15 protein-coding genes and 1 pseudogene are annotated in these 22,048 nt (G+C 30.2%); 2 read left to right on the forward strand and 14 right to left on the reverse strand.

The annotated features are described in order from the left end of the window. Positions 1 to 10 precede the first annotated feature (10 nt). Positions 11 to 1,210, reverse strand: coding sequence for an N-acetylmuramoyl-L-alanine amidase (locus ACIQ66_RS09045; protein ID WP_396212477.1), 1,200 nt, complete (start codon positions 1,208 to 1,210; stop codon positions 11 to 13). A gap of 135 nt (positions 1,211 to 1,345) precedes the next feature. Between ACIQ66_RS09045 and ACIQ66_RS09050 the strand changes: the two genes are divergently transcribed. Next, positions 1,346 to 4,000 carry a putative LPS assembly protein LptD gene (locus tag ACIQ66_RS09050; protein ID WP_396212478.1) on the forward strand — a complete coding sequence of 885 codons (2,655 nt, stop codon included), beginning with the start codon at positions 1,346 to 1,348 and terminating at the stop codon, positions 3,998 to 4,000. 34 nt (positions 4,001 to 4,034) lie between these two features. Beyond that, a complete protein-coding gene (locus ACIQ66_RS09055) occupies positions 4,035 to 4,415 on the forward strand; it encodes a RidA family protein (protein ID WP_396212479.1) in 381 nt (126 codons plus the stop codon). 435 nt (positions 4,416 to 4,850) lie between these two features. Here ACIQ66_RS09055 and ACIQ66_RS09060 read toward each other — a convergent pair. The 13 genes and pseudogenes from ACIQ66_RS09060 to ACIQ66_RS09120 all read right to left on the reverse strand — a co-directional run. Further along, a pseudogene (locus ACIQ66_RS09060) lies at positions 4,851 to 5,726 on the reverse strand (Abi family protein). 278 nt (positions 5,727 to 6,004) lie between these two features. Next, positions 6,005 to 8,362, reverse strand: coding sequence for a DUF2357 domain-containing protein (locus ACIQ66_RS09065; protein WP_396212480.1), 2,358 nt, complete (start codon positions 8,360 to 8,362; stop codon positions 6,005 to 6,007). Between the two features lie 6 nt (positions 8,363 to 8,368). Beyond that, entirely contained in the window at positions 8,369 to 10,300 is a 1,932-nt protein-coding gene (locus ACIQ66_RS09070) for an McrB family protein (protein WP_396212481.1), read from the reverse strand. Between the two features lie 8 nt (positions 10,301 to 10,308). Next, on the reverse strand, positions 10,309 to 10,953 hold the full coding sequence (locus tag ACIQ66_RS09075; protein WP_396212482.1) for a hypothetical protein: 645 nt from the start codon (positions 10,951 to 10,953) through the stop codon (positions 10,309 to 10,311). Positions 10,954 to 10,966: 13 nt separating this feature from the next. Beyond that, entirely contained in the window at positions 10,967 to 11,662 is a 696-nt protein-coding gene (locus ACIQ66_RS09080) for an HNH endonuclease (protein WP_396212483.1), read from the reverse strand. A 10-nt stretch (positions 11,663 to 11,672) separates the two neighbouring features. Next, positions 11,673 to 13,190, reverse strand: coding sequence for a DNA cytosine methyltransferase (locus tag ACIQ66_RS09085; RefSeq protein WP_396212484.1), 1,518 nt, complete (start codon positions 13,188 to 13,190; stop codon positions 11,673 to 11,675). Then, complete coding sequence (locus tag ACIQ66_RS09090; protein WP_396212485.1) at positions 13,183 to 14,394, reverse strand: DNA cytosine methyltransferase; 1,212 nt, start codon at positions 14,392 to 14,394, stop codon at positions 13,183 to 13,185. Before ACIQ66_RS09090 ends, ACIQ66_RS09085 begins: the two co-directional genes overlap by 8 nt. After that, on the reverse strand, positions 14,391 to 14,984 hold the full coding sequence (locus ACIQ66_RS09095; protein WP_396212486.1) for a DUF1016 N-terminal domain-containing protein: 594 nt from the start codon (positions 14,982 to 14,984) through the stop codon (positions 14,391 to 14,393). Before ACIQ66_RS09095 ends, ACIQ66_RS09090 begins: the two co-directional genes overlap by 4 nt. Positions 14,985 to 15,541: 557 nt before the next feature. Then, the gene (locus ACIQ66_RS09100) at positions 15,542 to 15,913 is read right to left on the reverse strand and encodes a methylglyoxal synthase (protein ID WP_396212487.1); all 372 of its coding nucleotides are present in this window, start codon (positions 15,911 to 15,913) and stop codon (positions 15,542 to 15,544) included. A 17-nt stretch (positions 15,914 to 15,930) separates the two neighbouring features. Further along, complete coding sequence (locus tag ACIQ66_RS09105; RefSeq protein WP_396212488.1) at positions 15,931 to 16,782, reverse strand: BadF/BadG/BcrA/BcrD ATPase family protein; 852 nt, start codon at positions 16,780 to 16,782, stop codon at positions 15,931 to 15,933. 123 nt (positions 16,783 to 16,905) lie between these two features. Further along, on the reverse strand, positions 16,906 to 17,913 hold the full coding sequence (gene gap / locus ACIQ66_RS09110; RefSeq protein WP_396212489.1) for a type I glyceraldehyde-3-phosphate dehydrogenase: 1,008 nt from the start codon (positions 17,911 to 17,913) through the stop codon (positions 16,906 to 16,908). A 102-nt stretch (positions 17,914 to 18,015) separates the two neighbouring features. Beyond that, positions 18,016 to 19,002 (reverse strand): 6-phosphofructokinase, encoded by a 987-nt coding sequence (pfkA, locus tag ACIQ66_RS09115; protein WP_396212490.1) that lies wholly within the window; start codon positions 19,000 to 19,002, stop codon positions 18,016 to 18,018. A gap of 136 nt (positions 19,003 to 19,138) precedes the next feature. Further along, positions 19,139 to 22,048, reverse strand: a 2,910-nt coding sequence (locus tag ACIQ66_RS09120) for a translocation/assembly module TamB domain-containing protein (protein ID WP_396212491.1), incomplete at its 5' end; no start/stop codon positions are given.

The following is a 22,048-nucleotide window of genomic DNA, read 5'->3' on the forward strand; positions in this document are numbered from 1 at the left end:
TTAATTTTTTTTATTTGATAGCGTCTTTAATGTCTATTCGTATTCCGTCTTTAAAAGCTATAATATAGGCAGTTGTGAAACCATTATCTTTTGCTTCTTTCAAATTTTCTTTAGCTATTTGATAATCTGACGTTGATCCAAAAGTATATTTGTATAATCCACCCGTTTCATATAGCATATCAACATTTTTTAAACCGTTAAAATTTTTAGGTTTTAAATCAACTTTCTGATTTGCAGCCAAAATTTGGACTTTAAAAATAATTCCATTAGAAGAAGATTTAGAAATTATTTCTGAAGCTGTTGGTTTTTCTTCTTTTACATTGGTATTAGTAGATTTTTCTTCTTTTACAATGACATCTTTAGGTTTTTCGTCTTTAATTATAATTGCTTTTTGTTCTTCATTAATTGTCTTAGGCCTTTCTTTAAAATCATCATCATTTACTCCAAAATATTCTCTTTTGTAACTAATTATTGCATCGGCTATTGCTTGAGCTATTTGATTTTGACCTAACTCAGAACCCAAATAATTTCCTTCTGTAGGATTGGAAATAAATCCTGTTTCAACTAAAACTCGTGGCATAGAAGCTTTGTGCAAAACCATAAATGGTGCAGGCGAAACACCTCTGTTTTTTCTTCCCAAATCTTGCTTAAACTTTTCTTGAATTTTGCTTGCTAATGAAATACTATTGTCCATATATTGTTCTTGCAAAACAGTTGCTCCAATAATAGTTTCGGGATTATTTATATCAAAATCTTTATATTTTTTCTTATAATCTTTTTCTAAAGTAATAACCGAGTTTTCTCTTTTAGAAACCGCTAAATTAGAGGCGTTTTTGTTAATACCCATTACAAAAGACTGTGAACCATAGGCTTCAGCTCTAGCAATTGCATCGCAGTGAATAGAAACAAAAATGTTGGCTGCAGCACGATTTGCAATATTTGCACGTTCAACCAAATCGATAAAAACATCTGTTTTACGTGTATAAACAACTTCAATATCAGAATTTTTTTCTAATATTTTTCCTGTTTTTAGAACTATTGATAGTGTAATATCTTTTTCGGTATGTCCATTGTATTTAGCTCCAGGATCGTGAGCACCGTGTCCAGCATCCAATGCTACAATAAACTTTTCGCTATTTTGTGCACAAACTATATTTGTTGCAAATACAAAAAGAAATAATAGTAATCCAAATTTATGATTAATGTTCATAGAACTAATAAAGTTAATTTTTATAAAAGGGTATCGTTTTAAAATTTATAAATGTTTATTTTTGGCGAAAATTAATACGTATGTTTGGCGTATCAATAATTACGCCATATTTTTACAAAAATAGTATTTAAACCTTTGCGCACAAACTTATTTAATATCGTTTTATCAGCAATTTTCCTAACAATTGGAATATCTAAAAGTTATTCACAAGATATTGGCAATAAAACAATAGCTATACCCCCTAATAAACAAGTAGATAGCACTAGTATTTCTTTACCAAATTTACTTACCGAAAAAGATTCTATCAAGACCGATTCTGTAAAAAAAAAGAAATCGATTATAGAAAGTAAAATAAAAAGAAAAGCGGTTGACTACGAAAAAATAGATCAAAAAAAGAAACAAATTACATTATATAACAAAGCCGAATTATACTATCAAGACATTGAATTAACGTCAGGAATCATCGTTTTAGATTTTGAAAAAGACGAAGTATATGCTGGTAGAATAAAAGATTCGACTGGAAAATACACACAATTGCCCGTGTTTAAACAAGGTGAAAATGTTGTAGAACCAGATTCTATCAGATTCAATTTTAAAACAAAAAAAGCATTAATTTGGAATTCAAGAACTGATCAAGGAGAGTTTAAAGTTAAAGCTGAAATTTCAAAAAGAGAAAATGACTCAGTATATTTTTTAAAGGGTGCACGTTTTACAACTGCAAAAGATATTGAAGATCCTGAATATTATTTTGTAACTGATAAAGTAAAATTTGTTCCGGGTAAAAAAGTGGTAACCGGCATGACCAATATGGTAATTGCCAATGTGCCAACACCTCTTGCCCTTCCATTTGCCTTTTTTCCAATGACAACCGAAAGTGTTTCTGGATTAATTATTCCAACATTTAACGATACTCGTGCTCAAGGTTATGCTTTGCAAAATGGTGGCTATTATTTTGCTCTTGGTGATATGTATGACTTAGCCATTTTGGGAGATTATTACACCAACGGAAGTTACGCTATGCGATTTGAATCAAGTTATGCAAAACGGTATAAATTTAGAGGAAACATGAATGTGCGTTTTGAGAATCAAATTTTTAGCGAACGTGGTTTTCCAAATTATTCAAAATCAAGAATATACAATATCCAGTGGTCGCATTCGCAAGATGCAAAAGCAAATCCTAATTCAAGATTTTCGGCTTCTGTTAATCTTGGAAGTAGTAGGTATTTTCAGCAATCACTAAATCAAGTGAATGTTGGTTCCCAATTAAATAATACGCTTAGTTCTTCTATTTCCTATTCAAAGACTTTTAATTCTGTTCCGCAGATTAATATGTCGCTAACTGCTACACATAGTCAAAATACAAATACACAAGAAATTAATATGACTTTGCCTACTCTACAAGTAAATGTAGATAGAATTTTTCCTTTTGCTCCAAAAGATGCTCCCAAAAAAGGGTTTTTCAAAAACATCAATTTGCAATACAATTTGCTCGGTGAAAATCGTTTCAAAACAACCGACAGTTTATTTTTTAAGTCTGCAATGTTTAAAGATGCATTAACTGGAATGAAACATTCAATTCCGTTGAGTACCAACTTTAAAATTATGAAATATTTTAGTGTTACTTCATCAGTAAATTATGAAGAAATTTGGTATTTAAAAACCATCAAAAAAGAGTATAATGCTACTTTAGACAAAGATGTAACTTCTACAGTTAATGGTTTTGACGCTTTTAGAACTTATTCATATTCAACAGGAATTGGAACAACTATTTACGGAACATTTAATTTGGGTGAAAATAAAAAAATTAAATCAATTCGTCATATAATGAAACCAAATGTATCCTATGCTTACACGCCAAGTTTTGAAAGATACTATGATACTTATGCATCAGATGCTAGTGGTAGAATGGAAATTAGAGAATATACTCGTTTTGAAAACGGAATATATGGTGCACCAGGTAAGAGTAATTCTAATAGTTTTGGTTTTAGTTTAAGTAATACTTTTGAAGCTAAAGTTACCGATAAAGACAGCACTAAAACCGAGCCTAAAAAAATTATGTTGCTTAATAATTTGAACTTACAAACAAGTTACAATATTGTGGCCGATTCTTTGCGTTGGGCACCATTGCGAGTTAGTGGTGGAACCTTATTGTTTAAAGACAAAATGAATATTAATTTTGGTATGACATTAAACCCATATGCTATTAATAATTCTGGAAAAACTATTAATATGTTCAATATTGATAATGGCGGAAGTTTGTTTAGAATGACCAGTGCTAATATGACTTTGAATTATTCTATTACTAGCAAAGGTGATGAAGTTGATAAGAAAAAGAATAAGCAAGGTTCGCGAAATGGTGGTCGAGAAGATGATTTATTTGGTACGAACGTCGATTTTAGCGACCGACGCGAAAGTCAATTTACCGACGAAGATGACGAAGAAGATAACTTTAGTGGCTTTTTCAAGTCGGTTATTCCTTGGGATATGACTTTTGCTTATCAGCTAACTTACAGTAATGACCGACGCGAAAAGAAAATTTCTGGAAACTCGTTAATGGTTTCTATGAACACCGATTTAACGCCCAAATGGAAAATTGGTGCATCTACAGGTTATGATTTTGTACAAAAAGGTGTTACGTTTACCCAACTCCGATTTGAAAGAGATTTGTTGAGTTGGCGAATGGATTTTAACTGGACACCTTTTGGTAATAACTCATTTTGGGGATTTTTTATTGGAATAAAATCAGGGGTTCTTAGTGATATTAAATGGGAGAAAAATAAGCCTAGATAATTTTAGAGTTTAGAATTTAGATAACAATTTATACATGAAAAAAATAATAATTACGAGCGATGCTCCTGCTCCTATTGGGCCTTATAACCAAGCGGTTTTGGTAGGAAATACACTTTATACTTCGGGTCAAATTGCTTTGAATCCTGCTACAATGGAATTGGTTCTTGATACTATTGAAACCGAAACCAAGCAAGTAATGGAAAACATGAAAGCGGTTTTAGCAGCAGCCGAAATGAATTTTGAAAACGTGATAAAAACAACCATTTTCATCATGGACATGAATGATTTTGCCAAAATAAACAGTGTTTACGGAAGCTATTTTGACGAAGCAACCGCACCTGCAAGAGAAACAGTACAAGTAGCTGGCTTACCAAAAGGCGTGAATGTTGAAATCTCGATGATAGCTGTAAAATAGATTGCTGTTAACAGAAAAATAGCAATCCTTGAGAGTGATAACTTTTTAAGCAATGTCTGAAACCCTACTTTTGATGGTTGTCTTACTAACACTCTATGCTAAATTAGTGTATAAAAACTGTGCTAGTATTTTTTTTGAAACGTTGGCAAAGGAGTGGCAACTGAAGTGTAAAACGTCCTATTTAAAACCTAACCAAAATTTGTTGTCTTTTACTACTTTGGAAATTAGCGAAATGAAGCAAACAAAGAACTGGCTTTAGGAATACTTAGACTAAACGAGGATTTTTTTGCAGATGAATGAGGTAATATTTATAAAATAAAAAAGCTCAGTTGTTACACTGAGCTGAATGTTTTTTTATAGTGCACCAAATAAGCTTACGTTAAGAGAGGCACTTTGAAGTACAAAGATATAAACATTTTATTAATTCGATGTACTTTAATCTAAATATTTTATTCTATCGATAATAACTTGTTGTAAAATAGGATCTTTTTTTCTTTCATCAAAGAAGCTTTTTATGTCAATTTGAAAGTCATTGTACCTGTTTATAGAAATAGTTTGAATGAAAAAGCCTATCACTTTAATCGAAGCATCTAATGAATTTCTATCTCCTTTATTATAGTTTATCTGTGGAATGGAACTTACACTTTTTGGTAAAGAATAATCAAAAAGAACACCACTATGAGCACAAATATTTCGAACTTGTCTTACAGTATGTAATAGCCTAAAAAACTTGTCTAAGTCATTTATACCATATTTATCTGCAATTATTTTTTTTACTGATTGGTCTTTTATATTTCCTAAAATTGTAATGATTGCACCAAAAGTTAGGTATTCAAAAACTTTTCAACAAGGTGCAAATTCGTCTTTTGGATTTTTAATATGATGGTTTCTTAATGTAAGATTGTCTTTTTTGAATTTTTCGGTATATACATTTTGTTTAAATGCTTCAATACTCTCAACATCCATAATTGTATCGTCAACATACCATCTTGAATTTTCTTTATATCTCATTGACACATAATAAATAAGCTTTGTTCTAAAGTTTATTTCAATACGGTTAATGTATTTTAAAAGAAGGTATTTTAAATCAATATCAAGGTAATAAAGGTTCATTATATCTGATATTTTTATATCCTTTGAAAACTTATTTGCTTTTTTGTCAAAATAGTAATAGCAATAAAAACCTAATCTGTAATATCCTATATCAAGAAGCATTTCTTTGAGTTTTGCTTCATCATAACAAGACAAATCTAATTCTCGCTCTTTGAATTTTTCTATTTGATTATTTATGCTGTTTACTTTATCTCCCATATTTTCTCTATATCAAATGTCTAACCATTATTTTTTTGAATTTCTTGCCAAAACTTGTCAATTGAAACCATATTTTTTTAATGTATTATTATTCATCAAGCAATGCTTTTTATTCAAAGTAGTTAATTCAGCTTTGTTGTTTAATAAATCAAACATCATTTTAAATTGGAAAGGTTTTTGTCTTTTTTTTTCGTTAAATCCTTTAATACATCCTGATATGAAGGTAGTGCTTCAAATTTTAAATCGTTAGCTATATTTCCCATATTGTTGAGAGTGCTTTATTTAATTTTCTTACTCATCAATTTAGTAAGTGACACTGTAAAAGGCATACCAACTTTTGAATAAGGATTTTTTATAATTTCTTGTATCTTTTTGTATTCTTCAAGTTCTTTAAAATCCCAACTTACGTTTTCAAACTCTGGAGCTGTCACTTTTTGAATTTCAATAGCTAGATAATACTCTTTTGGTTTTTTCGACGGTGGATATTTTAATTTGTCTAAATGAACTGTTGAAAAAACTTTTGGCCCTTTACTTTTAATCTCGTATAAATCTGTTGCAGTAGATTCTCCGCTTCGTCTTAATAATAAATATTTTGCATTTACTACTTCATTATTCAGCTCTAAAGAACCCATTTCTTCGTCCATGCGGAAAATGTATTTTTTATTGTCCTCGTACCATTTAAATCTGTCAGGTGTTGTTGCATAACCCACCAATACAAAAGTATCGTCTGGTATTAGTTTTATACCACTTAAATATTCTGGAATTGGTTCGTGAAGTATATTATTATCCTCCTTATCAATTTTGTAAATTTGATGGGCTTTGTGAATTACATTTTCTCTTTGGGATGCTCTATCTAACAAGTGGTCAATAACTAAATCTATAAATTTAGATAATTCGGATATATCATTGTTTTGTCCTGTTGGATTGATAGAAAAAGCTCCTAGTCCTGGAATGATTTCGTGAAAACCTCTGATTTCCTTTTTTTCTGTACCTGGATATAAAACATAAGCACCTCCAGATCTTCTAATTGCATCTTTATAAGCGTGCATCTTTAACAAATCTGCATTTTTGTATATACCTTTTCGCTCGTTGTTTTCTTCTTGTTCTATTAAATCATTATCAACAGAAGTTTGAATTTGGAATTGGGTTACTTTATACTTTGCATCGAAATGAATATGTACAATAAGCTCTTGTTTTTCAGCCTCTTTTTCTTTTAGCATTGCTGGCCAAACTGATAAAGTATAATCTGGTCTTAGAGTAGTTGTATAACTACCCGCTTGCTCATCAGTATATTTTGTACCACCTTTAAAGGAACGATTGTATGAGAATTTTACTTTTAATGCTCTGTTTTCTGTAATAAAATCACCGTACAAAGCAGTGTGCTTTCCTTGTTTTACCATTACATTCAAACCGTCTTTGGTTGGTTCTATTAAATGATTGTAAGATTGCTCTTCGTGCTCTATATCTTTAATTTTGAATTTAGCTTTGAATAAGTCGTACAATGTAAAAAACAACCAATACTCGTATAAAGTAGCAATATCTCTTTTACCAGCTTTATAAACATCATCGCCGCCTTTCCAAACTAATTTAGCAGCTAAATCAAATTGTAACCATGTACTTAAAATTTCGCGATAACCACTTTTTCTTTGTAAAACTGGACTGTTTAATTTTAATGAGGTTGGTCTCGATATATCTTTAAAGAAAGATTGGCTTAAATAGCCATCCAATTTTGTAACCAAATTGGAGGCTTCAATAGATGGTCTGGCATATCCTCTATCTTTGAAGTACTGTTGGCAATCTTCTGCAAATCTTAAAAAAACTTCTAAGGCATGCTTTATAAATCGATTTTCAGGAGTATCTGTGTGTTCAATTTTTCTGAAACTATTTATTTTATTAGGTATCGATTGAATACCCACTTTATATAATGGATGTGATACTTGTAAAGGTATTCTATTGGAACCCGATGTTATTTGCTTAGTAGTTGCATTGTTGAACCTTCTTATTCTACGGATGTCCACTACTTCTTCCTCCGAATCCCAATTGGTTTTAGGAGAAGCTATAATTTTTAATACTGCTTCTTCAAAATCTTTGTTTTGAATGATAGCATTAATAAAACTAAATCGTTGGTAAATGGTTTCGTTGTCTCTTGAAAAGTCTGTTTCAAAATTTTGCTCTACCGGAGAATTGATTTGCATTAAAAGTTCGGTACACTTATCGGTTATGTCTTTTAACATAAAACGGTAGTTTTCACGGTAACTTTTATCGAGTTCTGTATCAAACTTTGTTGCTAGAACTTCAATAGTAATTGTGAATTCTATACCTTCTAATGTGCTATCAGTTACAAATAATGTAAGTGTTCCAACATAGATATTTGGGACAATTCTTCCTAGAGATGGCTCACGCTTTGATTGTGAAACTATACCATCAATACTACAATTTAAGCGGTATTTTTTATTAGTAAAGGCATATTCATAGCTGTTACCTTCCAAAATTTGAAAGATGCTTTCACCATTTTCATTTGCTTCGTCTTCTGTAATTTCAAAAAGTCTCGCCTTGTTTTCAGGATAGATTTCTAGAAAGTCAGTCTGGTTGAAAAATGTTAATGGTATTTGAATATGTTGTTTGATTTCCTCCATATTTCTCTATGCTTCGGCATAACTAGTAAAACCATTAGCTAACACATTTTTGTACATTCTGATTAATTTTTCGAATGAAATCGGGTATTTTATATTAGTATTTTTTGTTAAATCATCAATTTTTATGGCATCAAAATAAATTGTTTTACAATCTTTAGCGTCTACCAAACAAATTTCACCTAAGGCAATTAAAACATCTACTAACTTGCTTCTCGAACCATGTAGTTTAGGTAATAATTTTTGCATAATGGCAATATCCAAACAAGCATTATCAGTTATTTTTGGCTCTAGCATTTTTAACTTTGCTGCTAATTGCATGATTTCTGTTGCCGAACGATAACCGAACTCAGCACCAACTGGTTTCAATTGGTTAAAAAATGATACCAACTCTTTAGCTATAACCTCATTTTTTACAATATTGTTTTGAGAAGCTATCCACAAGAAACTTTCTGACATTGCTACTCCTTGTTTTGTTAATTTGGTTAAATCCGGAATACCTGGATCTCCTAAAAAGGATTTAATTTCATCGGCAGTAATTCTGAATTCTATTACGTTGGCTCTGTCTAGTACTTTTGGACTGAACATATACGTTGTTTCATCGATATTAACCGTCCCAATAATAAATACATTTTTAGGCCAACCTAATTCCAATGGAACTGGTAAACCGTCTAAACTTTCTCTAGTATTACCCGTGTATAATTTTATGGTATCGTTAGATTCCATGATACTCAAAAAGTCTGCAAAATAACGTTCTACGTGACTTAGGTTCATTTCGTCTAAGATTAAAAAGAACGGTTTGTTTTCGTTTTCTTTTTTTACTGCCTCCATCAACAAATGAATTACGCCACTATCAGGCGTGATGTATTCTTCTGCCACTAAACCATTTGGATAACCTACTAAAGGTTCGCGATTAGTCCAATCTGCGCCAACAGGAACAATCTTGTATTGTTCGTTGCTTTCGCAAATCCATTGCACAAAACTTTGCGCTATTTTTGTTTTTCCGGAACCAGATAAACCGCTAAGGATAACAAAAGGTTTAGAAGTTAGTGATGCAATGAAACGAAGGACTAATTCAGACGAAAAATTCAGTCTTGATTCTTTTGCTATTATTTCAAAATTCTTATACTCAAAATTTATTTGAGGAATATTAGAAGTAGTTGAAAAATAATCTGAAAAAAAATATTCTCCTTTATCTTCATATATGGAATATTCAGGATAATAATTTCTAAGTAATAATTTAAAAGAATCTAAATCAAGTCGACTCCCTTTTCCAGATGTCCATTCAGTAGACAAATAATAATTTTCATCTTCTTTATTGAAAATTATATCTTCAAAAAATCTTGGCTTTCCATCATTAAATGTTAAGTCTTCTTTTTTAAGTAAATCTTTAGATGTTTTAAAAATCGATGTAAGACTTACTTCATCAGTTTTTATTGAAGTATATAACGGATCAGCATTTTTAATAAAATATTTACTGATTTTATCAAGCTTGTCTGCTTTGTATAAAAAATCTAGAACTTTGTACACAAAACGTCCAGTATATTTATCATTTAAAATGATTTTAATGGCGTCCGATTTTTTAATATTGTTATCTAAATTTGTTATTGAAAAATCAGAAAAAAGTTTTGTGCATATTGAATTATAATTTTCCTGACTTATGATCTCGAAATCACCAATTTTATCATAAGTTATACCAATACCTTTTTCAATTTCAAAAGTTTTTTTAAGCTTTAGTGAGCCTTTAGAAACTTCATTTACTACAAAATTATAGTACACTTTATCATCTATTGTGGCTAATATTTTATCACCTATAGCGATTACTTCATCTTTAAGATTCGTATTCTCTGTTTCTATACTAAAATCAAACTCTTTTCCAGATTCTATTCTGGAAAAGGTCGTGATTAAAGAGTTAATTGAAATTAAATAATATTTTGTCATAATTACTTTTATAATTGAAATTCATATTTTTGCCAAACAACTACTTTTTTTAACATGTTGAAATTTAAATTTTCTTCTAATTCTAAATATTCATTACCTTTAAATTCGCTAAGTATACTATTGCTATCTACTATAATATCATAAAAATCAGTTGTGTCTGGAGAGTCTGCTCTTTTCTTAAATGCTTCTTTAAATTCAATTAACACATCACACAATTTGTTGTTATAATAAGCCTTGATATAGTATTTATTATCTTTTATTTTTGAAATTAATCTATCAAGATTTAAAACTTCAAAACCTCTGCTGTTTTTTTGGAAAGTTATAATATTTTGTTTTATGTTTAAATCAACATAAAATTCTGTCTTCCCTTCATAATCTCTTCTTTCAAATACAATTTCATCCCCAGCACACAAATCATTTTCTCTGTAATATGGACCAAGTCCTTTAATTCGGGATTCACGACCGATAGTCAGTTGCGCTAAATTTTGTCTATTTTTATTTGAAACTTTATCAAAAAAAAGAGGGTTTCTATTTTGCTCGTCAAATATTACTTCAATATCCAAATTGCTAGGTACTAAAACATAATACTCATGAGTATTACCTTTACCTAATTCTGTATTATTTAGTTTTTTAATAAATTGTTGTATTTTCATGGAGCAAAATTATTTACACTAACATTTTCTTTACTTCTTCGATCGTAAAAGGAGGATTCTTTTTGTGAATCATAGAATGACAATTTGGGCATACTGGAATTAAATCATTTATTGGATTTATTTTATATTTCTTCCCAATTTTAGAAATCGGAGTTTTATGATGAACGTGAATAAAACCATCACCTATTTCACCATACCTATTAATAAATTCTAATTCGCAAACTGCACACAAGGCCTTCCAATGTTCAATACATTCTTCTCTAGCTTTTTTACTTCTTTCATATTTATTTACTGTAACCCTCATTTTTCCTCCTTCAGGCATTGTTAACTCTTCTGCAATAGGTACTTCGTCCGGATATATGAATTTATCTTGTATTTTAATATTTTTGATTAAATCAATTTCGTAATAAAAATTATTTTTTGTTCTGTTTATTTTTTCAATAAAAATATTATCCCCTAATTCAGCTTTCTTAAAATAAAAATATTCAGTAAATTTTGTTAAACGATATTCACCATTTCCTTGTTTGTTAAAAGGAAATTTAAAATATCGCTTTGATATTTTATCTTTTACTTTTATATCTTTAGGAGGATTTCCAAAAAAAATAACTGGATTTACTATCTTTTTAGGCACAGTAATATAGGTATCATGCATCTTAGCCAAACCTAAATTTGATTTTGTTAATTTTTTTAAAAAACTGTTTTTTTCCATGTACAATAATTTATAAATACTTTTTTAATATTTTGGCAATACCTCTAGCCATTACTGGAGGTACAGCATTACCAATCTGCATATATGTCTTTAGATACGCTCCTAAAAAAATATAATCATCTGGAAAAGATTGAATTCTTGCAGCTTCTCTTGGAGTTATACTTCTTACTTGAAAAGGATGAATATGCGAATGACAATCCATTTTTAGATGAGCTGTAATGGTTCTGCTTGGTTTATCTGCTATTAATTTGAAATACTTATCCTTAAAAATATGATTACGATGAGCATAAGGCATTATATCTTTTATTTTCTCATTGGTACCATCATTGCCTTGATCTAATAATTTATATATTTCGAAATTTACTTCGTTTGTATATCTTGCTTTATGATTAAATAGATATGGTATAATTCTATTTTGATTAATCAATTTTAAATAACTATTTTCATTACCAGAAAAATTATTAATATCAATTTTTTTACCAGTTATCTCATCATCCACTTCTGTTAAGTTCTTAATTTTCGGCGCATCGAGAGGTTTTATATAATCTATAGCGTCTTTTAAAACATGTTTTTTATTTTTCTTTGCAGCACTTTCTATTTCATCGAAAAGTTTTGAGGGTGTAACTTTTTTATTTTTTACAATATCGTTTCTTATAGCAATAAAAATTAATCTCTGTCTTTTTTGAGCTACTCCAAAATCATCAGAAACAAGGACTTTGTATGCAATTTTATATGTGTACTTATTCCCATCTTTTTTTACAGTAATGTTTTGATAATCTTCAACTACTTGTTCAGCATACGGAAGCATACCTCTTACATTCTCCATGATAACGATTTTAGGAGCGATTTTTTCGATTGCTTTAATGTAATATTTGTAGAGTTCATTCCTAGGATCATCTATAACTCGTTGCTGATTTGCAGAACTAAAACCCTGACACGGAGGACCACCAATTACAACATCAATATCATTTACTATATAATTATCTAAATGATCAACAATCTTTCTGATATCGCCTTGGATTACCCGTTCATCTGGAATTTCAGGATGGTTATACTTATATGTTTCAATACAAACTGCTTCATGATCATTAGCTAAATCAATATGAAAACCCTCTTGAGCGAAACCTAAACTTAAACCACCAGCACCACAGAAAAAATCAACTATTTTAGGCTTGCTATTTTCTTTAGAACTTTCTTGAAGTTGTTTTCTTTTTTTAGAATCTAGTTTGTCAAAAGTATTATCTAATTTATCTTTATTAACTGTTGTGAATTTAACACTTGAAATGAATTCAGTGTATAAATCTTTTTTTAATAACTTTTCTAATTCTTTAAGTTCGTTATTAGATTCAACAATATTAAGTTCAACTAATCTATTTAATACAAATACTTCATTTCCATCATTACAAACTTCTAAAGAGATATTGTTTTTATTAGCAAATACTTGAACTAATCTATTGAAAAGCATAACCTTTTCGATAAAGAATTTTTTAGTATTTATATCTTTTATTTCTGAAACTCTATTAAACATTTTCTATCCTTTCTAATGTTTTCTTTATACTTTTTGCAATAGCTTCCGCCATTAAAGGTGGTACAGCATTGCCAATTTGCTTATACTGTTGTGTGCGTGATCCCTCAAAAACAAAGTTATCTGGAAAAGATTGTAATCTAGCAGCTTCTCTAGGTGTTATAGTTCGTTCTTGTTTATAATCAGGATGTATAAACTGATTACCATCTTTATATAAATGGGCAATAATAGTCTTAGAAGGAAGGTTCCACCATTGAACTACATAACTATTATTGAAAACCCTTTGTTTTATATGATTCAGATCTGGCTTTTTTTCCAATAGGTCAGTAAAAGTCCATTTATTTTTACTCATTGTTTTATAACGAAGTCTATCTTGTTCATTATGTGTTCTTGCAATATGATCCCTAAGCAATGTCTCATTTTCATTTCTGATTTTTATTAGAAATTCATTTTGTTCTTTGACATTATGCTTAATTATAATTTTACCTTCTCCTGGCTTAATAGCTGGTAAATCAGAAATTGCATCTTTAACAGTTACATATTTTTTTAAATTGTTATTTGAATTTAATTCATTTTCAGGATTACAGTGAGTCTTAACTATTCCTTCATAAATTTCAGACGGCTTTATAGACAAATCCTTTCTAGTTCCAATTAAAATAACTCTTTTTCTAATTTGTGGAACACCATAATCACAAGAATTAAGGACCATATTTTCAGGTTCTTTTATTAAATTATATTTTTGTCCAAGTTCTTTTAGAATTTTTTTTAGAATTGGTTTCCCTTTTAATTTTGCACTTAACAGCCCCGTAACATTTTCAAAAACAAAAACTTTAGGTTCAAAATGATTTAATATCTTAACATAGCTTTCAAATAAAAAATTACGTGGATCATCAGCCATTCCTTTATCATCTTTAGCTCTACCAAGAGTTGAAAAACTTTGACAAGGTGGTCCGCCAATAATTATGTCTACTTTTTTATCTTTTATTTCGTTTTTAATTTGGTCTATAATATTATCATTTGTTATATCTGTTTCTAGGACAGATGCTTCTTCATCAGAATAACCATAATGTAGCATTCTTGTTTTTAGAGTTCTGCAAGCATATGCGTCATATTCTACGTGGGTTAAACTTTTAAAATCTTGTTTATAGAACCCTTCGCTAAGACCACCACAACCTGCAAATAGATCTATAAAAGTATAATTACTCATATATTTTTTGAATTATTTTTAAAATCTTTAATTGTTACTTCAAATCCCAAAAACCATGAAAATTTAGATAGGTAATCTATACTACAATTAAATTTCCCGTTTTCAATTTTAGAAATAGTTGTTCTGCTTACTTTCATAATTTCGGCTAATTGTTCTTGATTATACTCTTTTTTTTCTTGGATTTCCCGAATGGATTCTCTATTTTTAAACGACAGTCGTGGAGATAACCTTCCATTAAACTCTCTTTTGTATTGATTGTCAATAGCTAAAAGAAATTTATATTGTGTCCAACTCAATTGTGTCCGCAGTGCGGACACAATTGGAAAAACGCGGTAAAACTGACGATACCAGTTTAATTGACGGTATGAAAAACCAGTGCCGTATTCGGGTTGAAGTTGTTCTGAAAGAAACTTTATTAAATATGTTCCGTAATCTGCTCGGTCTTTTCCTTGTTGTTCATCTTCAAAAATACGTTTACCAATGCTCCAATACATAATGGTACGCTCATTGTCAACAGCCTTAACAGCTTTGTCTTTGGCAGTAGCAATAATTGCCTTTATGTCGGGAATTAAGGATTGGTTTTGAAGCATTTTAAAAATGAAATGAAAAATTAATAGTATAATCCACAAACTTACAAAAAAGCAATGGAATGTAAAAGAGTGAAATTGAAAAAGGATAGGCAGGATAACCAAAAAACGTAAGAAAGATATTTATGTTTTTTAATAAAATAAAAAAAGGATTTAAGCGGCTGTTTGAGTGCAAACAAAACTCTTTATTATATTGATTTACTTTAGATGGTACAAATGTTACCCGAAAGTTTGAAAGAAAAAAAAGTGGCTAAAAAACTATTTTAGTCACAGATTAAAATGATTAGCACAGATTAGTTTTTATTTTTTATTCCTCTATGATTTTATTTCCTCTTGGTCAAATCAAAATATAAAACCACTATGGTACCTATACCATTTATTTAAGTGGGGGTTTTGAAAATTAATACTATTTAATATCTTGATATTCAATTAATAAAATAAATCAAAGGAAACCTTAACTTTAAATGAAAAGAGTTTAAAATCGAGAGATTTGAGTTTATTTTGAAAAAATAATGTTCTTACTCAATAAAAAATTAGTGTGATAATAAAATAATCTCCTACTACATCTCATCAATTCCCAAAAGCAATAACTGTGCTGTAGCTTCATTGGTGGCTAATGGCACATTGTGAACATCACAAATTCTTATTAGCATATTAATATCTGGTTCGTGCGGATGGCTTGAGTTAGGGTCTTTAAAGAATAAGACCAATTTTGTTTTTCCTTCGGCTACGCGCGCCGCTATTTGAGCATCGCCACCTTGTGGTCCTGAGAGCATTTTTTTTACTTTAAAACCTGCTGCTTCTACTTTTCCGCCAGTGGTTCCGGTGGCTATAAGTTTGATGTTTTCTTTGTGAAGAAGATGTTTATTTTTGTTCAGAAACTGAACCATTTCGGCTTTTTTTCCGTCATGGGCAATAATTGCTATTTCCATAATTTTAATTAGTGTTTTTATTTATTCAAAACGTGGTAAGCAATTAATCCGTCAATTGGTCGTCTTAAAACATTACCTATTTGAATTTCGTATTTATTCAAAACTTCGGTTAATTCATCTTTCAAATAAAAAGCGATTGAACCTACAAAATGCACCGGAACTTCTTTGTAATTTTCATATTGCATGATGTAGTTTTTAGCAAATTTCTTTAATTCTTTATGAATAATTTTTTTACAAAATTCTGTGTCTTTATTTTTGATAATAAACTTAGCGAAAGTGGCTAAATAAGCATTTGGATTGGCTTCTTTATACAAATTAGCTTTGATATAATCGGCATCAACATTGTATTCTTCTTCAAGCTCTTTGGCCAACTCTTTTGGCATTTTATTGAAATAATAACCGCGAAGCAAATGACGACCAAAACGATTTCCTGAACCATCATCCATAGCGATATATCCTAACGATTGAACTTTTTGATGCAAAACTGTTCCGTCAAAAAAGCTGCAGTTTGAGCCTGTTCCAAGTATACAAACAATAGCTTGTTCCCCTTTTGGAGTTGTTGCGTAAACAGCGGCATAGGTATCTTCATGAACAACAACAACCGCATTTTGAAAATATTCTTTGAAAACTTCGGCTAAAAAATCTTTCATTCTTTCGGTTCCACAACCTGCTCCGTAGAAAAAAAGATGCGTTGCTTTATCTTTGTTGTGTTCAATATCAAATTTTTGATTTAAGCGACTTATAACTTCTTCTTTATCTAAAATTTCAGGATTTAAACCTAATGTTTGTGTGGTAAAAAGGACTTTTCCATCATCATCAATGGCTATCCAGTCAGCTTTTGTAGAACCACTATCAACTAATAGTTTCATTTTGTTAAGTAATTAGTAATTAGTGATTAGTGATTAGAACTAATGCTAATTATTGGGTTTGGTTTGCTTGTTTTTTTTGTAAAAAAATCCCGCTACTAGTTAGGTAACGGGATTTCAAATATATTATAATTTTGCAATATGTACAGCTAAATCAATTAATTTACTTGAATAACCATACTCGTTATCGTACCAAGAAACTAATTTGAAGAAAGTAGAATTTAGTCCAATTCCTGCTTTAGCATCAACAATAGAAGTTCTTGAGTCACCAACAAAGTCTTGCGAAACAACATCATCTTCAGTATATCCTAAAATTCCTTTCATTTCATTTTCTGAAGCTTTTTTCAAGACGGCCATAATAGCTTCATAAGAAGTTTCTTTAGCCAATTTTACAGTTAAATCTACAACAGAAACATCAACCGTTGGAACACGGAATGACATACCTGTTAGTTTTCCATTTAATTCAGGAATTACTTTTCCAACTGCTTTAGCAGCGCCTGTAGATGAAGGAATAATATTTACACTAGCAGCACGACCGCCTCTCCAATCTTTTCTTGATGGTCCGTCGGCGGTTAATTGAGTAGCGGTTGTAGCATGAACAGTTGTCATAAGACCTTCAACAATTCCGAAATTATCATTGATAACTTTTGCTAATGGAGCAAGACAATTAGTTGTACAAGAAGCGTTAGAAACAATTGTATCTGTAGCTTTAACATCGTTATGATTAACACCCATTACAAACATTGGAGCATCAGCAGATGGAGCCGATATAACTACTTTTTTAGCACCACCATCAATATGATATTGAGCGGTTTCTAAAGTGGTAAAAATTCCAGTACATTCTGCAACGATATCAACATCAACATCTTTATCATCCCATTTGATTAGTTTTGGATCTCTTTCTGCGGTAACTCTAATAAATTTGTCGTTAACATAAAGTTGTCCGTCTTTAACTTCTACTTTTCCATTGAAACGACCGTGTACTGAATCATATTTTAATAAATAAGCTAAGTGATCTATATCTAATAAATCGTTAATAGCTACTACTTCAACATTATCTCTGTTAAATGTTTCTCTGAAAACGATTCTACCAATTCTTCCGAAACCATTTATTCCTAATTTTACTTTTGACATTTTTAATAATTTTATGTATTAATTCTAGCTTTTAATATTGTTATTGCTATTGTTATTGCTATTGTTATTGCTATTGTTATTGTTATTGTTATTGCTATTGAACTATGTAGTCATTATATCAGAAACCCTTAGTAATTCGTGATCGATTTCTGAATGACCTTTTATTGCTTGCTCAAGAGGAGTAAGTGCAACTTTATCGTTAATAATTCCAACCATAAAGTTTGATTTTCCTTCTATAATAGATTCAACTGCTTTAACACCTAATCTTGATGCTAAAACTCTATCATAACATGATGGTGAACCGCCTCGTTGCATGTGACCTAATACAGAAACACGAACATCATATTCGGGCATATTTTCTTCTACATAATCTTTTAATTCGAATACATTTTTACCAATTTTATCGCCTTCAGCAATAACCACAATACTTGAAGATTTTCCAGAAAGTTTACTTTTTCTTAGTGATTCTAAAAGTCTTTCTAAACCTAAATCTTCTTCGGGAATAAGAATTTCCTCTGCTCCTGCTCCAATTCCGGCATTTAAGGCTATATGACCTGCATCTCTACCCATTACTTCCACAAAGAAAAGACGGTTATGAGAACTTGCCGTATCACGAATTTTGTCTATACATTCAACGACAGTGTTTAATGCCGTATCGTAACCAAGAGTATGACTTGTTCCAAAAATATCATTATCGATAGTTCCAGGAATTCCCATTACTGGAAAATTAAATTCACTATTAAAGACTTCGGCTCCTGTAAATGATCCATCTCCACCAATAACTACTAATGCGTCAACGCCAGCATCAATTAAATTTTTATGTGCTTTTGCACGACCTTCAACTGTCATAAATTCTTTTGAACGAGCTGATTTTAAAATAGTTCCACCTTTGTTTATAATATTGTGTACAGAACGTGGTCCCATTTCTTTAAAATCACCTTCAATCATTCCCTGATATCCTCTATAAATTCCAACACAATCAACGTTATAAAAGGCACATGTTCTAACTACAGAACGAATAGCAGCATTCATTCCTGGAGCATCACCACCAGATGTAAGGACCGCTATTTTTTTTATCGTTTTTGACATAATTTTATGTTTTAAAATGTAAATTTAGCAAAGAATAACCATATAAAGAGTCTGAATTTTACCAATATGATAAAATATGGTAAATTCAAACGTTTTCGTTGATAAGTTTTTAATTTTTACTTATTTAGATAAATAATTAATCTTCTTCAGGAACAGAAGATTTTGTTTCTGTTAGAGTTTCTTTTTTCTTTTTATTGTTTTCAGAAAAATTTATAAACTCAGGTAAATAATCAGAATCTGGTATTTGATCAGAAGATTTTTTTTCTCGTTCAATATTTTGGTTTTTAAATATTTTATTTAAAAGCTCTTGAAAAGTATCAAAATCAACTTCATACGAAATTCCGGCGCCTTGAGTGTAGCCAATTCCTTGTCCAACAAAGTAATTAATGTCATTTTCTTTATTAAAAAAACGAAGATTTAATGTGCCATCTTCATTTACTCGGTATTCAATTTCTGCATTACCCACAATTGCAGATTGATTTATTCCTCCAACCGGAATACCTGCTTTTCCATTAAAAATAATTCGTTCGTTAATGGTATAATTTACTGAAACCCCAACACGACCATCAGTTGCAATACCTTCTCGTCTATCCGCAGAAATTATATCTACACCCACTTTAATTTTGTCGTTGTTATCACTAAAAATATCTCCAAACACATCACTGAATTTTTCATACAAATTATTTGTTATCGAAACTTGATCAACTCCATCTTTTATACTTAGGAAACCACCTGTTGCTAATAAAACCAAAGCTTGTTTCTGACGCAAATCTTTATCTTCTAAAGCCGTTTGAATTTCAGAACGAAGAACTGAGCTAATATTTGGAAAATTTATATTGAAATCAGGTTCAGGATTACTCAAATTTCCTGTAATACCAATCACAACCTCTACAGGAATCTTTCTTTTATAAGTATCATTATCAACTAGTGCAGAAGGATTTGCATCTGTTTTATATACTGCTTCAAGATTAAGAATTGCTCTCATAGGGTCGCCTTCCCATGAAATTGATCCTCCTTTTTTTACATCAAATTTTTTATTAATTAGACCACCGTATTTAAAATTATAAGCTCCTTCATATGCCTGAAAATCTCCCCACATATTGAACTTCCCTAAAGTATTGATTTTGAATAGCAACGAACCAAATCCTTTTCCTTTCATTCCATGACCAGAATTTCTATCTAAAATAACTTCAATATCTGCATCTGGTGTTATATCAAAATCAAATTCTAATTCAAGTCCATTGTAATCTCTTGTAGCTGTTATTCCTTTGGTCAAATTAAATTTTTCTTGTGGCGTTACAAAATGGATATAATTATTTTCTGCAGTACCTTCATTATCATTTATTGGAATTTTAATACTTGTACCTTTCCCAGATTTTGCTTTAACAGTTATTATCAATTCATCTGTTGGTCCTTTTATAGTAGCGTTTCCATTTATAAATGCAATTCCGTAATAGGCTGATTCTTCATTATCTTTTGTGTCTAAGGCAATTATTCTATCTGAGCTTAAGTTTAAATCTAACTTCCAATCGCCAAAGTCTTTGTGCTGAATTTCACCAATGATTTTTCCTTTGGTATCATATTTTGTATCTGTCAAATTAGTGCTTCTTACAATAAACTTATTTTCAGTTACATCTACAATTGATTTATCATCGATACTATAGTCAACATTAAGATAGGGAACACCAACTCCCGCTTTATCTACAAATAATCTACCATTGATATCTAAATTATCAATATCTCCTTTTATTTTGGCTTTTCCGGAGGCAAATCCACGAATATTTGATAAAACGTCGCCACCAAGAGAACTAAGAACACCAAGGTTAAAATCTTTAAAATTCAAATCCAAATTCAAATTAGATTCTTTGTTTACAACATCAATTGTTCCATCTGCAGAAAAAGATTCTACATTTTTGTTTTCAATTGAAGATTTTATGATAAATTTTTCAAAAGTATCATCACCTTCTATATCCAAAACAAGATTTCCTAATTCAATTTTATTCAAGAACAAATCTTTGATACGCAATCCTGAAGTTGGTTTATAAATTCCATTATCTTGTTCTAGGTTAATATCGCCATTTAGTCGTCCTCTAAAATCAAATTTGGTAACTGTCGGAAATATTTTGTTTATTTCAACATTATCAAAACTTAATTTCAAGTCTTTATCATCATTTCCATTTAATAATCCGGACAAATGCATTTTCTGATTTTCATGCGACATAATTATATCGTCAATTGTAAAATCATTGAACTTTTTATCAAAAGTTATGGTGTTTTTTTTATCATTATTTTCATTCAAATACCATAAATAATCTTTAAACATCAACTCCGATTTTTGTATTCCAACAACATTTAATTTATCTTTATTGAAAGTGTGAAACAAGTTCAAATTATAAAAATCTTCTCCTTTTTCTCCGCCTTTAAACTCCGAACGAACAAATAATGTATCTTTTGTGGTAACATTTATCAAGCTGAAATCTCTGACTTTATATTGTTTGGTTTTAACACTATCAAGCGTAATATAAGTATTAAACAAAGGGTTTTTATTATCAACTTCAACTTGAATATTATCAAAATAATTATCATTTACTTTGATGGAAGGCGATTTAAAATTTAGTTTAAATTCATTATCATCGGAATTCATCAAGCCTTTAAAATTGGTGTTTTCTCCAATTGAAACACCTGGATAGAACAACTCAATAATTTTATTGTTCACCACAAAATCAAAATTGAGAAATTGTCCTTTTTTGATTTTATTAGGTGAATAATTGGTGTACAAACTTCCAAGAGAATTTTCGAGCATTTTCTGCAACAAATTGACTTGAAATTTCCCAACCACTTTTCCATTAATAATATCTGGAGAATTTACCGTTATAGTTCGAGTATTATCAGCTGAAAAGCTTGAATTTATGGTAAAATCATCAAAGTAATAATTGTTTTTATTGTTTTGATAAGAGGTTTGGTTAACATAAATTGTTCCCTTCAAATTATCAAGATTTGTACCTGAAACTTTCATTGAAACATCGCCTTTGAAAATGGCTGTTGT

Source organism: Flavobacterium sp. (assembly GCF_044377315.1).
In the GTDB taxonomy this organism is placed as follows: Bacteria; Bacteroidota; Bacteroidia; order Flavobacteriales; family Flavobacteriaceae; genus Flavobacterium.

Bases quoted from the DNA above. Each gene is read 5' to 3' on its own strand.
- ACIQ66_RS09095 (WP_396212486.1), bottom strand. From the start codon at position 14,984: ATGCTTCAAAACCAATCCTTAATTCCCGACATAAAGGCAATTATTGCT.
- ACIQ66_RS09075 (WP_396212482.1), bottom strand. From the start codon at position 10,953: ATGAAAATACAACAATTTATTAAAAAACTAAATAATACAGAATTAGGT.
- ACIQ66_RS09045 (WP_396212477.1), bottom strand. From the start codon at position 1,210: ATGAACATTAATCATAAATTTGGATTACTATTATTTCTTTTTGTATTT.
- ACIQ66_RS09070 (WP_396212481.1), bottom strand. From the start codon at position 10,300: ATGACAAAATATTATTTAATTTCAATTAACTCTTTAATCACGACCTTT.
- pfkA (WP_396212490.1), bottom strand. From the start codon at position 19,002: ATGTCAAAAACGATAAAAAAAATAGCGGTCCTTACATCTGGTGGTGAT.
- ACIQ66_RS09090 (WP_396212485.1), bottom strand. From the start codon at position 14,394: ATGAGTAATTATACTTTTATAGATCTATTTGCAGGTTGTGGTGGTCTT.
- ACIQ66_RS09065 (WP_396212480.1), bottom strand. From the start codon at position 8,362: ATGGAGGAAATCAAACAACATATTCAAATACCATTAACATTTTTCAAC.
- ACIQ66_RS09085 (WP_396212484.1), bottom strand. From the start codon at position 13,190: ATGTTTAATAGAGTTTCAGAAATAAAAGATATAAATACTAAAAAATTC.
- ACIQ66_RS09105 (WP_396212488.1), bottom strand. From the start codon at position 16,782: ATGAAACTATTAGTTGATAGTGGTTCTACAAAAGCTGACTGGATAGCC.
- ACIQ66_RS09100 (WP_396212487.1), bottom strand. From the start codon at position 15,913: ATGGAAATAGCAATTATTGCCCATGACGGAAAAAAAGCCGAAATGGTT.
- ACIQ66_RS09055 (WP_396212479.1), top strand. From the start codon at position 4,035: ATGAAAAAAATAATAATTACGAGCGATGCTCCTGCTCCTATTGGGCCT.
- ACIQ66_RS09080 (WP_396212483.1), bottom strand. From the start codon at position 11,662: ATGGAAAAAAACAGTTTTTTAAAAAAATTAACAAAATCAAATTTAGGT.
- gap (WP_396212489.1), bottom strand. From the start codon at position 17,913: ATGTCAAAAGTAAAATTAGGAATAAATGGTTTCGGAAGAATTGGTAGA.